The 12,734-nt window shown below is 32.6% G+C and carries 12 protein-coding genes; 5 read left to right on the forward strand and 7 right to left on the reverse strand.

The window, feature by feature from the left end; genetic code table 11:
* Window positions 1-2: 2 nt before the first annotated feature.
* On the reverse strand, window positions 3-1,922 hold the full coding sequence (locus H600_RS0116495; RefSeq protein WP_026729821.1) for a DUF294 nucleotidyltransferase-like domain-containing protein: 1,920 nt from the start codon (window positions 1,920-1,922) through the stop codon (window positions 3-5).
* Between the two features lie 616 nt (window positions 1,923-2,538).
* The gene (locus tag H600_RS0116500; RefSeq protein WP_026729822.1) at window positions 2,539-2,958 is read right to left on the reverse strand and encodes a hypothetical protein; all 420 of its coding nucleotides are present in this window, start codon (window positions 2,956-2,958) and stop codon (window positions 2,539-2,541) included.
* 146 nt (window positions 2,959-3,104) lie between these two features.
* On the opposite strand from H600_RS0116500, the gene H600_RS0116505 reads away from it, so the two are divergent.
* Window positions 3,105-4,334, forward strand: a complete 1,230-nt coding sequence (locus H600_RS0116505) for a multidrug effflux MFS transporter (protein WP_026729823.1) — start codon at window positions 3,105-3,107, stop codon at window positions 4,332-4,334.
* Window positions 4,335-4,448: 114 nt separating this feature from the next.
* Window positions 4,449-4,748, forward strand: a complete 300-nt coding sequence (locus H600_RS0116510) for a DUF4242 domain-containing protein (protein ID WP_245176583.1) — start codon at window positions 4,449-4,451, stop codon at window positions 4,746-4,748.
* Between the two features lie 94 nt (window positions 4,749-4,842).
* On the opposite strand, the gene H600_RS0116515 is transcribed toward H600_RS0116510, so the two are convergent.
* The 4 genes from H600_RS0116515 to H600_RS0116530 form a co-directional block, all read right to left on the reverse strand.
* The gene (locus tag H600_RS0116515; protein ID WP_026729825.1) at window positions 4,843-6,111 is read right to left on the reverse strand and encodes an NAD(P)/FAD-dependent oxidoreductase; all 1,269 of its coding nucleotides are present in this window, start codon (window positions 6,109-6,111) and stop codon (window positions 4,843-4,845) included.
* 84 nt (window positions 6,112-6,195) lie between these two features.
* Window positions 6,196-7,530, reverse strand: a complete 1,335-nt coding sequence (locus tag H600_RS0116520; RefSeq protein ID WP_026729826.1) for a DEAD/DEAH box helicase — start codon at window positions 7,528-7,530, stop codon at window positions 6,196-6,198.
* Between the two features lie 194 nt (window positions 7,531-7,724).
* Complete coding sequence (locus H600_RS0116525; RefSeq protein ID WP_026729827.1) at window positions 7,725-9,263, reverse strand: DEAD/DEAH box helicase; 1,539 nt, start codon at window positions 9,261-9,263, stop codon at window positions 7,725-7,727.
* 109 nt (window positions 9,264-9,372) lie between these two features.
* Window positions 9,373-9,906, reverse strand: a complete 534-nt coding sequence (locus H600_RS0116530) for a DUF6155 family protein (protein ID WP_026729828.1) — start codon at window positions 9,904-9,906, stop codon at window positions 9,373-9,375.
* Window positions 9,907-10,011: 105 nt separating this feature from the next.
* Here H600_RS0116530 and H600_RS0116535 point away from each other — a divergent pair, with 105 nt between their 5' ends.
* Together H600_RS0116535 and H600_RS0116540 are read left to right on the forward strand one after the other, a co-directional pair.
* Window positions 10,012-10,299: a DUF3817 domain-containing protein gene (locus H600_RS0116535; RefSeq protein ID WP_026729829.1), complete on the forward strand. Its 288-nt coding sequence runs from the start codon at window positions 10,012-10,014 to the stop codon at window positions 10,297-10,299.
* Window positions 10,292-11,548, forward strand: coding sequence for a mechanosensitive ion channel family protein (locus tag H600_RS0116540; protein ID WP_026729830.1), 1,257 nt, complete (start codon window positions 10,292-10,294; stop codon window positions 11,546-11,548). The genes H600_RS0116535 and H600_RS0116540 overlap by 8 nt, the downstream gene beginning before the upstream one ends.
* A gap of 261 nt (window positions 11,549-11,809) precedes the next feature.
* Here the strand turns inward: H600_RS0116540 and H600_RS0116545 are convergent, their stop codons facing one another.
* The gene (locus tag H600_RS0116545) at window positions 11,810-12,238 is read right to left on the reverse strand and encodes a hypothetical protein (RefSeq protein WP_026729831.1); all 429 of its coding nucleotides are present in this window, start codon (window positions 12,236-12,238) and stop codon (window positions 11,810-11,812) included.
* Between the two features lie 85 nt (window positions 12,239-12,323).
* On the opposite strand from H600_RS0116545, the gene H600_RS0116550 reads away from it, so the two are divergent.
* On the forward strand, window positions 12,324-12,731 hold the full coding sequence (locus tag H600_RS0116550; RefSeq protein WP_026729832.1) for a hypothetical protein: 408 nt from the start codon (window positions 12,324-12,326) through the stop codon (window positions 12,729-12,731).
* Window positions 12,732-12,734: the final 3 nt, after the last annotated feature.

Genomic DNA, 12,734 nt, shown 5'->3' on the forward strand with positions numbered 1-12,734 from the left:
TTTTACGAGAATTGTGTAAGTTGAAATTTACTCTTAATTAATTCCTCAAGATCTTTCATTGGGGTCAAGGCATTTTTTAACTTTTCTTTGTCTGTTTTAGACATATCTCTTACATTAATATATTGACCAGAGTCATCATTTTTTAACCCTTCAACAGTTCTAAATTTTGAAAGCGTTAAAAAAGCTTCGGCGCAACTCAAATATATTTCAGCATTTTTAGAATCTGTTATTGCCAGCTGTTTGAATCTCAAATAAGTATTTTTAATTCCTTTAATGTTTGCATTTAAAATTAGTAAACGTGCTGCATCAATTAACGGCATTAATGCACGTGTTTTGATGTCAAATTTTCCTTTATGTGGGCCTTCTTCTTCAATAATGAATTTTTTGAAGAAACTCAGAGGTGAATTCTTTTTCAAAGCATCATTCCCTAAAAAGTCAAAGAATAATGTATTGTTTACAGCATTTTTGAAAATTACATTTTCAATTACTTCTTCAATTTTCGGCTCTCCAAAAACAATTTCATAATCAAAGAAAATACTGCTCAAATCATTACTGTTTTCACCTGGAGTATTCATCCAACTGTTGTATTGTTTTGTCCAGTCAGTCAACGATTTACACCAGAGCATATTGCTTCCCATATGCCCGTTTGGACAGAATTCATAACCAACTTTTTCTAATATAGCAGTAGCTCTTTTTGCCAGCCTTAAAAAATAATCTTTTACTTCTCGGTATTTTTCCGGCGCGACATCTTCAAAAATCAAAATACTATCTTGATCTGTAAGTAATAATTGTTCTTTACGTCCTTGACTTCCAATGCTTAACCAAGCAAAACGAGCAGGAGGTGAACCTAAATCTAAAATAGATAATTCAACAGAACGCTTTATAATAGCCAAGTTTATCTCGCTAGCAATATTGCTCACGTGCGAAATTGGAATGTTTTTTTGAATCGAATTCTGAATCAAATCAGATAGACGATCACGAATTTGTTTTAAGTCTTTTGGCAACTGTGAGCGCTTGATTTCTTTAATTAAGACACCAGGGTTACTGGCTTGAGCCACAATTAAATCGTGCTCAGAAATAATTCCTTTTACAGCAGATTTGCTTGTACCATCTTTAGTTACACATAAATGCGTTACATTATGTTTTAGCATTAATAGTTGTGCTTCAGCAAGCGAAACATTTTCAATTACAGTTACTACAGGCGAGGACATAATTTTATCAATCGTTTCGGTGATAGGGTAACGTCCTGTTGCAATTTTTGAAGCTAAATCGGTAGCGGTTACAATTCCAATTGGACGACTTTTTTCTCCACATACGATAATATTGTCAACCATTGCCTCAGTCATTAAAATAGCAACATCTTTTACAACATGATTTGCTTCAGTAGTTAATGGCGAATTATTATAGTTAAGTGATTGAATATATTGCATTTCTGATTGCTGATCTACATAAAAAGAAGTATCAGAAATCATTTTTCCATTTGAATTTACGCTGTCTTTTGTATGTCTTGAATTTGTTGCGAAACTCTCCAGTAAAAAGTTCAAAACATCAGAGTTATTAGCTACAAAAGGTCTGAAAACAGCAATCGGAATAGCATAAATAATGCTTTCTTCACGTGCTTTTGCAGTCATCATGTAATTGTTTTTGGCAAAGAATGGTCTTAGGCCAAAAATATCGCCTTCGTGGCATTTGTTGATAATCGTTTCCTCAGCATCAGCGATTGTAGTCAAATTAATGACGCCGGAAGCTACAACATAAAAGCTATCATGAAGCGTATCGTTGTTTTGAAATAATACAGTGTGTTTTTCTAAATTTAATACACGGATATTAGTAGCAATATCAGATAATTCCTGAAAAGTCAAATTATTAAACGGCGGGTATTCTTTTAAAAAATCTGCAATATGCTCAGCAATTGTATTCATACGTTTGATAATTTTTTTTAAAGTATCGAATGTAAAAATAAGAAAATAAAGTCTTACAATGACAGCATATTTAGCAGAATCTGATTATTTTAAAGAAATGTTAAGATTTAATGATTTCAAGGCTTTAAAATGTTTTTTTTTACGTTTAAAATTTAATTTACCGTTGTAATGGGCATTTCAGGATGAGAAAATATTTCATAAGGAGATTGATTTAAGGTATTTCTAAATACATTACTTTTGAACTATAATTTATATTATGTAAAATAGAATATTTTAAAACCACTTCATATTATCTATGCTTTGATTATTTTTTTGATTTAGAAACTAGTATAGTAACTATCACCTTCCATTTGAACTTATTGTAAATGAGAATTTTACTAAAAAAAATAAAAATATCGAAATCACAACGCAATGCCTTATATCTCTCTTATTTGAAAATTATTTTTTTCTTTTACATTTTATTGAATTTTCATTCAACATTATACTCAATTCAAAATTCTCATATTTGAAAAAATAAATTATTTTTTATCAAATAAACGATTTATGAGCATTTGCGAATTTTAAATAAAAAAGCATCACATATACGTGATGCTTCAAATTTCGCGTATTTGAAAATTTAATTTAATTTTTTCAAATAAACAGATTTTCCGTTAAGTGAAATTTCAATCTGATTTAGTTTGTCTGAAAATGTTGTTCTCAAAACATTTCCTTTAAAAAGTTGCACATCGCCAAAAACTTTTCCAGTTTCATCTGAAACATATTCAAATAATAGTTTTTTGTTTTCTGGATCGATTCCTAATTTATAACTTGAAAATTTTGACCCATTTAAGTTAAATTCCTGTTTTGTGTCGATGATATTTCCATCGGCATAAAAATTAGTAACAGTTTTGCTGAGTGTGATATCTGGATAATATTCATTTACTTTTTTAAGAAGTTCGTATTGCGCCGCATTTGCATCTTCAATTTTTGATGTGATGGTTTGAGCAAATGAAACTGACGAAAACAGAATCGCTAACAATAAGATGTACTTTTTCATAATTTTTAAAAATTTTGGATTAATAAATCTGATATGCAAATTTTATTAGCCTTAAAGAATATAATTCGTTATAAATTTTTCTTAAAGACACTACAAGTTATGAAAACTCTACCTTTGCAGAAAATTTATTCCAGTTTTTTAAGAAAATGACAACAAAAAAATACATCAAGCTTATTCTTATTTTAGGTTCTTTAACAGCACTTGGTCCTTTTTCAATCGATATGTATTTGCCTGGTTTCTCTGATATTGCAAAAGATTTGAATACTTCAGTTGCAAAAGTTTCAATGAGTTTGTCGAGTTATTTTATCGGAATTTCTGCTGGACAGTTGTTGTATGGACCACTTTTAGATCGTTTTGGAAGAAAAAAACCTTTATTCATTGGGCTTTTGGTCTATATTTTGGCTTCTTTAGGTTGCATATATGTTACTGATATTGATTCTTTTATATTCTTGCGTTTTGTTCAAGCTATCGGAAGTTGTGCTGCAACTGTTGCTTCTGTTGCAATGGTTCGTGATTTATTTCCTGTGAAAGATATCCCTAAAGTTTTTTCGTTATTAATGCTTGTGGTTGGGCTTTCGCCGATGTTGGCGCCTACAATTGGTGGTTACGTAACCGAAGATTACGGTTGGCATATCGTATTTTTTATTTTGATGTGCATGGGGATTTTTATTTTGTTGGCATCACAAATTGGATTGCCAAATACTTATATGCCAGATCTAACAGTTTCTTTAAAGCCGAAACCAATTCTAAATAACTTTGTAAAAGTTTTAAAAGAGCCTCAATTTTATACTTACGCATTTACGGGTGCAATTGCGTTTTCTGGATTATTTTCATACGTTGCGGCCTCTCCTATTATTTTTATGGATATTTATCATGTTGATGGAAAAATCTATGGATGGATTTTTGCTTTCATGTCGGTTAGTTTTATTGGGTCAAGCCAATTGAATTCTTTATTATTGAAAAAATTTTCGAGTGAACAAATGATTTTTGGAGCTTTGATTTCTCAGTCGGTTATTAGTATAATCTTCTTGGTTTTGGCTCTAAATGATCTTTTGGGCTTGTATGAAACTATCGGGATGCTATTTTTGTTTTTGGCTTGTTTAGGAATTTCAAATCCAAACACTGCTGGATTAACTTTAGCTCCTTTTGCAAAAAATACCGGAAGCGCTTCGGCCTTAATGGGCGCAATACAACTTGGACTAGGAGCTTTGGCATCTTTTGCAATTGGTGTTTTTGTGAAAGATTCTGTTGCTCCAATGGTTGCAATTATGACTGTAACGACAATTACAGCTTTTGTGGTTTTGAATATTGGAAAGCGTTTCATCAAACATAAAGTAGAATTAGGCATAGAAAATGATACTGTAGTTGTTCATTAATTAAAAAATCAGTATTTACTGTCTTCGATTCTTTTAATTCATTAATTTTATAGTACTTAAAATTAATGGAATCCAGATACCATTTTGAAAAACGGGGCGAAACCGAAAAGCCACATGAGTAGGGATAAATTTCGAATTATTATGCCGAAGTATGTTATTGAAAGGGAAATCCCAAATGCTGGTAAACTTACATCTGATCAATTAAAAAGTATTTCACAGGCTTCTTGTGGTGTACTTAATCAATTAGGAACACAAATTCAATGGTTAAACAGCTATATTACAAGTGATAAGCTTTATTGTGTTTATATAGCGGCAAATAAGGAAATGGTTTATGAACATGCTAAATTAGGCGGGTTTCCAGCTAATTCAGTAAATGAAGTTGTGGGAATAATCGACCCAACTACAGCCGAATAAATTATTAAAATCCAAAGATTAAAAACGAAAGCCAAAATCAGATGATTTTGGCTTTTTGATTCTCAACAAATTTGAAATTTGGAATTTCATTCGTTTATTCCGCAGATTGTCTTTTGTCTGGTCTGATGATCATTCTAAGCGATTGATCTCTTGCAAAATACGCAACCATCCAATTCCAAAAGGTATTTAGTCTATTTCTGTAAGTTATCAAAGAAATCAAGTGAATGAACAACCAAATAACCCAAGCAAAAAATCCATTGAAATGCCATTTCGGACTTGGCAAATCGACAACGGCTTTGGCTCGTCCAATAATTGCCATAGAACCTTTGTCATGGTAAGCAAAAGGTTTCAGCGGTTTCCCGGCAGCCATATTCATGAAATTTTTAGCCAAGTTTATTCCTTGTTGAATTGCTACTTGCGCCACTTGTGGATGTCCGTCAGGGAAATTTTTATCTCCGGCTAAAATTGCCGTGTCACCAATCGCATAGATATTTTCTAAACCGTTTACTTTATTGTATTGGTCAGTTGCCATACGTCGGCCACGGCCGTAACTTTCTTTCGGAATTCCATCAAAAAGTTTTGCAGAAACTCCCGCTGCCCAAATTAAATTTTTGGTCTTGATGGTTTCTCCGTTTTCAAAAAACACTGTGTCATCAACATAATCGGTTACTCGGCTGTTTAATTTTACGACAACGCCAAGATCTGTCAATGCTTTCAAAGTGTCTTTTTGAGACGCTTCACTCATTGGCGAAAGCAATGCGTCTCCTCCATCAACCAAATAAACATTGCTGGCAGAAGTATCTAGTTCTGGATATTCTTTAAGAAGAATACTTTTTCTCATTTCGGCAAACATTCCAGAAACTTCTACTCCAGTTGGTCCTCCCCCCGCGACTACAATGGTCAATAATTTGCGGCGTTTGCGCATTTCTTTGCAAATAGCAGCTTTTTCAAGGTTTTTAAGCAATGTGTTTCGCATTTCGATAGCATCATTTAAGGTTTTCATCGGAATAGCGTTTTTCATTACGTTTTCCATACCAAAATAACTTGTCTCTGCACCAGTGGCAAAAACAAGATAATCGTATGTCAATTCACCATTATTAAGGATTATTTTATTCTCTTCCGGAACGACAGAAATTAATTCGCCTAAACGAAAGTTCAAGTTCTTTTTCCCAGCAAAAAATTTTCTGAAAGGATAACTAATGCTCGAAGGTTCTAAAAAAGCCGTTGCAACCTGATATATAAGCGGTGGAAAAAAGTTGTAATTATTTTTGTCTACAAGGGTTACTTGAATCTGAGGATGGTTTACAAGTTCCTTTGCGAGATTGATTCCCGCAAAGCCTCCTCCTATTATGACTATGTTCATATTATATGTTGTTGTTACGAGGATTATAAAAATAATTCCTCATAAATATACAACTTTAATATGCAATGACAATTGTTGAATTTATTACTTTTTGAATTTTTTAACAGGTTTTTCAACTACATCGATTTTGTTTTGCAGGACATAATTGGCCAGCAATTTTTCAATCAATTCGTCTTTTGTAAGATGATGAAAAACGGTTTTTACTTTTGCTTTTAAATCTGAAGAAATATCGTGATTTGGTTTTGTTTTGAAGATTTGTTTTGCCCACAAAAGCGTATTGTTTTCTTCTAAACTCAAAGCAGATGGTTTTTCGAATTTTGTGAATTTAATTCCTAATTCTTCTTCAAATTCTGGAATTTCTACAACTTCTTCTTCCTGTAAAACAGTCAACGAAAGTCCTTTTGCTCCCGCTCTAGCGGTTCTTCCGCTTCGATGAACATAATTTTCGTAAGTATCAGGCAAATGATAATTTACAACATAAGCGATCTCTTTTACGTCAATTCCTCTTGCCGCTAAATCAGTCGTTACTAAAATATTGATATGTCCTTCACGGAATTGATCCATAATTCGGTCACGTATTCCTTGAGTCAAACTTCCATGAAGTGCTCCTGAAGAAAAACGATTTATAGCCAAATTTTTAGCTAATTTATTGACAGCAGCTTTTGTTTTGCAAAAAATGATACCGCGTTCGCCTTCTCTTGAATTTAAGAAATGCATTAAAACATCCAATTTTTCAATTGGATCAACCACAATATATTGATGATCTATGCCTTGATTTCCAGATGTCTCCATGCTGGCGCTAATTTGAACAACATTTTTATTTAAATAATTCTGAATCAGCTGCTTTATTGTTCCTGGCAAAGTTGCCGAGAATAAAAGTGTACGATGTTTTTTTGGAAGTTCTGCTATAATTTCGTCCAAGCTTTCTTTTAGAATAGAAACCATTTCATCGGCTTCATCTAAAATCAAATATTGCGTCTGAGTTAAATCAACGGCTTTTCTTTGAATCAAATCAATCAAACGGCCCGGAGTTGCTACAATAATTTGAGTAGGTTGTGTAAGGCGTTCAATTTGTGGCTTAATTGGAATTCCACCACAAGTTGCTGCAATTGAAATATTTGGGATATGCTTAGAAAAATCTTCTAGATTTTTAAAAATCTGATGTCCAAGTTCTCTTGTCGGAACTAAAATTACTGCTTGAACTACTGGCAATTCAGTATCCATCAATTGCAATAAAGGCAAGCCAAAAGCGGCCGTTTTTCCTGTTCCGGTTTTTGCTAAACCAACAACATCGTGTTTTTCGGATAAAAGCAACGGAATTGTTCTTTGCTGAATTTCTGTTGGTTCAACAATGCTTAATTCGCCTAAAGCTTTTAAAATTGGCGCTGAAACTCCTAATGCTGAGAATTGTTTAGACATGTTTTTTTATTTTAGATTTTTCACTTTAGATTTTAGATTCTCTCAAATCGTACCAAAGATTTTGTTTCTCTTTTAAATTATTGAACCATTAAGACATTTAGATTTATTTCTAAACATCTTAATGGTTTATTTTATTTAAGTTCTATAAAGGAACTTTATGACTTTTAAACTTTAGACTTTCCGACTAAAATTTATCAATCCGGTTCGTTCATGATTTTTTCACGGTATTTTTTACCGATTAATAAAGTCATGTTCTTTTTGTAATCGTCAACTAGCCATTCACGGTAGTTTTTACTGCACTGGCTCAAACATTTTGCATAGCGTTTAATTCTGCATTCAATATCATCGTCCAGTTCTTTTGCCAATAATTTTGCTTCCTGCAGCGTTTCTGTATTATCAACACACATTGAAGCGTGTTGTTCTAATGATTTGTCCAATACAATTTTCGAACGCAAATTTTGCTTGATTGCTAATTTATGTTCTTCATCAACATCAAAAGTAACATCGGCAGTTTTGCTGAATTTTGCTCTTAATTCAGGCGGCATGCTGTATTTGAAAAACATTTCAATTTCAGTATCATCTCTAAGATTTTCAAGATAAAACTCAGGAGATTTGAAAATGTGTTGCCAGTTTACAGGCTCGCTCCATAATCCAAAACGAGCGGCGTTGTTACCTAAATCAATTACCGTAAATTCATCTTTTCCAGGTAATTTACGAGATCCTCGGCCAATCATTTGGAAATATAATGTCAGTGATTTTGTTGCTCTGTTCAAAATAATAGTTTCAACAGTTGGCTCATCAAACCCAGTTGTCAAGATTCCGACAGAAGTCAAAATCGCATCTGGAGTTTTCTTAAACCAAGCCAAAATATCTTTACGTTCTTCAGAGCTGCTTGTATTGTCAAGGTGTCTAATATCATAACCAGCTTCTCTAAAAGTATCATATACATATAATGATGTATGGATACCGTTATTGAAAATCAAGGTCTTTTTGCCCAAAGAACGTTCTGTATAAGCATGAAGCAATTTTTCCTGCATCATTGTATTAGTATACAAATCGTCAGAAGATTTTACGGTATAATCACCGTTGATACCTACTTTTAAAGATGTCAAACCAACGTCATAACTATAAGTTGTTGCTCTTGCCAAAAATCCTTTGTCAATCAATGAACCAATTGTGTCTCCAACGATAAGTTCGTCGTAACTCTGGTGCATTGGCAATTTTATGTTTGAACTCAAAGGTGTTGCTGTTACTCCTAAAATAAAAGCATTTTTGAATGAGTTTAATAATTTTCGGAATGAATTGTAATGTGCCTCATCAATAATAACCAAACCGATATTGTCCAGATGCAATTTTTCATCATTAATACGGTTTTTCAAAGTCTCAACCATTGCCACAAAGCAAGAATAATCATTTTGATCAGGAAGTTCTTTTACTTTGCTGTTGATTATTTTATTGCTTACGCCAAAACCTTTCAACATTTTTGATGTCTGTTTGCAAAGCTCGATACGGTGTGTTAAAACAACCACTTTTTTGTCATTATTAGATAAATAACGACGTACAATTTCTGAGAATATTACTGTTTTTCCCCCACCAGTAGGCAATTGATATAATAAATGGTGTTTTGGAGGAGCATTGTCTAAACGGTCAAAAATGGCATCAATATCACCTTTTTGGTACGCATAAAGTTCTTTTTTCTCTTCTCTTTCTATTTCTAAAGTGTTTTGAGACATTGTTTATTTTTGGATTTTTGCAAAAATACATCGAAAAAACAGTTATTCATCGTTATTTAACCTAAAATAAATGTTTTTTTTAAATAAAGATTTTTTATGAGAAGTGTATTTAAAGGTCAATTTTGTCCAAAATTGCTTCAAAATCGTATCTGTTTTTCCATTTTTGTTGAACAGTTTCATCATAAATTGCATTAATTCTTGCTTTATAGTCAGACAAAATACTGTTTGAAATTAAAAAATTGATTGCTTGTTCAAATGAATTAAACATACTTTTGTAAAACAATTCTTGCTTGATGAGATTTTGAGACGAATACGTTTGTGCAATTTCAATGTTGTACAACATCAAATCGGCAATAATAAATGAATCAACGCCAAGAGAAATAAAATGTTTGATGATTTTTTGAGCGACAGAACGGCGCATTTTTGCCTTCGGTCGCCATCTCGCTCCAGGTTTTTTTATTGGAAAATATTCGTGTGAGATTTTAACTTTCGATTCCTGCAAAAGCTTGTCTTCTTTCGGATTAAAAACAAAATCATAATAAACTTTTACGGGACTGAATTTTTCGTACAGCTCAATCAATTGTTCTTCGAGTTGTTCTTTGGTCAATTCGGCTAAATATTTTTTTAAATCGCGTTTGCTCATTATCAAAGTTTAAGAGTGTAAAAATAAATTACTTTTCTGACACATAACTTAAAAACCAATCCTAATACTTAATTTTGTCATCATAAATTCAAAAAATACATTTATATGCTCAAGATTTTTAAAGTTACTGCTATTTTAGAAGGAATTTCTTATCTGGTATTATTTGCCAATATGCTTTTTATAAAAACCAGTAATCCCGAACTTTATCATACTTTATTGCGTCCGTTAGGAATGACACATGGCGTTTTATTCATTGGCTATATTGTTCTTGCTTTTTTATTGAAAAAATCAATGAACTGGGATTTAAAAACATTCGGGATCATTTTGGTTGCTTCCTTGATTCCATTTGGGACATTTTATATAGAAAAAAAATATCTAGAGAATAATGCATAAGCTTTTGGATAAAATATTCAATTTTTTATATCCGATTTTCAGAGATTGGGGAATGAGCCGTAATGTGGCGTCATATACCAGTCTTATTTTTAATATTGCCATTTTGGTGGCATTGGCGTACATTATCTATTACGCTGCAAAATTTGTTTTGGTTACGCTTACTGCCATTTTCGCGCAGCGCACAAAAACTAAATTTGATGATTATTTAATTCAGAATAAAACAACAAGATATACGGCCTATTTGATTCCGTTTTTCTTTATTTACAAAGCTGTTCCTGTAATTTTGGACAAATACGAATATTGGGAATCCATGTTCGGGAAAATTGTAGGGATTTATATTGTATTGCTAGGATTGTGGATTGTAAGAACCGTTTTTAATTCGCTACGCGACTATCTAAAACAAAAACCAGAATATAGCGATAAACCTATCGACAGTTTCGTTCAAGTTATCATGATTGTGCTTTGGATTTTTGGAGTTGCCATGATTATTTCGACTTTATTCGGAATAAAAAAGGGCGAATTGCTAACAATTCTAGGAACGCTCTCGGCAATTATTATTTTAATTTTCAGAGATACTATTCTTGGATTTGTTTCAAGTGTTCAGGTTGCTATTAACGATATGGTTCGCATTGGTGACTGGATTACAATGGATAAATTTGGTGCCGATGGTGACGTAATCGAAATCAATTTAACGACTGTAAAAGTTCGGAATTTTGATAATACGATTACCACGATTCCAACTTATGCCTTAAGTTCTGATTCTTTCCAGAATTGGCGCGGCATGCAGAAATCTGCCGGACGCCGAATTAAAAGGCACGTTTTGATCAAAAGCAGTACCATCCGATTTTTAAATGATGAAGATTTGGATCAAATGCGAAAAGTACAGCTGATTTCATCTTATATAGATTCAAGACAAGCTGAAATTGAAAAATACAACGATCTTAGAGGAGTTGATAAAACACTAGCTCTTAACGGCCGCAATATGACCAATTTAGGCTTGTTCAGAAAATATATTATGCAGTATCTTGTAACGCATCCTGGATTGAACAAAGATATGCATATTATGTGCCGTCAACTGCAATCAACGGCGCATGGAGTTCCGTTAGAAATTTATGCATTTTCGAGCGATAAACGTTGGGCAAATTACGAATACATAATGGCCGATATTTTTGATCATGTTATGGCTTCTGTAGAATATTTTGATCTTGAAATATTTGAACTTCCTTCAAAGATTGGAAGTTTAGAATAAGTTTTTTTGTTTCAAGTTTCAAGTTTCAAGTTTTAGGTTTGTGGTGGTTTTATCGCAAAGTACAGTAAGGTTTACGCAAGGTTCGCAAAGTTTTTTACATAGAGCTTTGCGAACTTTGCGTTTTTATTTAGTTAATTATAGGAAAAAACCTTGCGTTCTTTGCGGTTAAGCCAGCAACTTGAAACTTGAAACTTGAAACCTGAAACTTGAAACCTGAAACTTGAAACCTGAAACCTGAAACTTGAAACTTGAAACAAAAAACTATTTCTTAATCTCCTCAAAAACAAATGTTGGATCATTATAATTTAAAGTTCCTTGAATAAAGCACGGAAGATTCATATATGTTCCGATTACTCCATTTCCTAAAATTAGCTTTTTATCTTTTTTGAGTAATGCTAAAGGAATTCTTTTCCAGCTTCCTCCATTTGAAATAAAATGATAATCACCTCTCAAGGTGTCTCCTTTAATATCTCCTCTTACATCGCCGGAGTCTTTTCCAATTTGATGGTATAGGATTTCATAACGTCCAAAAAAGCGTTTGTCATTGATGTTAAGCTTCAATACAGCAGTATCCTTTTGATGAATGGCACGATACGTAAATTCTTGATACTCTTCTTTGTTTTCTTTAGAATTGCAAGAAATAATCAAAGTCAAAACCAATAAAAGAAAAATGAGAGATGTTTTGGGCATAATAAAATTGTTAGTTTTTTTGTTCGTTATAAAACAAAAATAGAATTTTTTGTATTTGATTTTTTCCTAAATTTAAAGAAAAAACATGGAAGACAGAGATAATTTTTTGAGAGAATTCAGAGGTGAAACTTTAGGAACCGTTAGCGCTCAGTCTTCAGCAGATGAGTTGTTCCAAAATCAAACCATCAGACCGATTTTAAAACTGCAGAATGATTTGTTTATTGCCGTTTTCATAAATTACGTTAACAAGAACAAAGCCGACTTCTACTCCTACTCGGTTGAAAAGAAACTTCAGACTATCGAAAACTCCATTCAAAAGGATATCAAGTTCCGAAATTCTTTAAAAGGAATTGTCATTGCGCTTTTTACGCTTGAGGAATATGAAACTTATATTCAAAATTCGTCAAGTTTAAATAAACGCATGATGAATTTATTGATTGACCGATTAAAAAATCAAGTGCAGTTGTTTGAAATGGAAGCTGATTCTAAGTAAGAT

It is taken from the genome of Flavobacterium denitrificans DSM 15936 (assembly GCF_000425445.1).
Lineage (GTDB): Bacteria > Bacteroidota > Bacteroidia > Flavobacteriales > Flavobacteriaceae > Flavobacterium > Flavobacterium denitrificans.

What these genes read in the sequence shown, in the direction of transcription:
- H600_RS0116495 (WP_026729821.1), bottom strand. Translation starts at nt 1,922, where the DNA reads ATGAATACAATTGCTGAGCATATTGCAGATTTTTTAAAAGAATACCCG.
- H600_RS0116500 (WP_026729822.1), bottom strand. Translation starts at nt 2,958, where the DNA reads ATGAAAAAGTACATCTTATTGTTAGCGATTCTGTTTTCGTCAGTTTCA.
- H600_RS0116505 (WP_026729823.1), top strand. Translation starts at nt 3,105, where the DNA reads ATGACAACAAAAAAATACATCAAGCTTATTCTTATTTTAGGTTCTTTA.
- H600_RS0116510 (WP_245176583.1), top strand. Translation starts at nt 4,449, where the DNA reads ATGAGTAGGGATAAATTTCGAATTATTATGCCGAAGTATGTTATTGAA.
- H600_RS0116515 (WP_026729825.1), bottom strand. Translation starts at nt 6,111, where the DNA reads ATGAACATAGTCATAATAGGAGGAGGCTTTGCGGGAATCAATCTCGCA.
- H600_RS0116520 (WP_026729826.1), bottom strand. Translation starts at nt 7,530, where the DNA reads ATGTCTAAACAATTCTCAGCATTAGGAGTTTCAGCGCCAATTTTAAAA.
- H600_RS0116525 (WP_026729827.1), bottom strand. Translation starts at nt 9,263, where the DNA reads ATGTCTCAAAACACTTTAGAAATAGAAAGAGAAGAGAAAAAAGAACTT.
- H600_RS0116530 (WP_026729828.1), bottom strand. Translation starts at nt 9,906, where the DNA reads ATGAGCAAACGCGATTTAAAAAAATATTTAGCCGAATTGACCAAAGAA.
- H600_RS0116535 (WP_026729829.1), top strand. Translation starts at nt 10,012, where the DNA reads ATGCTCAAGATTTTTAAAGTTACTGCTATTTTAGAAGGAATTTCTTAT.
- H600_RS0116540 (WP_026729830.1), top strand. Translation starts at nt 10,292, where the DNA reads ATGCATAAGCTTTTGGATAAAATATTCAATTTTTTATATCCGATTTTC.
- H600_RS0116545 (WP_026729831.1), bottom strand. Translation starts at nt 12,238, where the DNA reads ATGCCCAAAACATCTCTCATTTTTCTTTTATTGGTTTTGACTTTGATT.
- H600_RS0116550 (WP_026729832.1), top strand. Translation starts at nt 12,324, where the DNA reads ATGGAAGACAGAGATAATTTTTTGAGAGAATTCAGAGGTGAAACTTTA.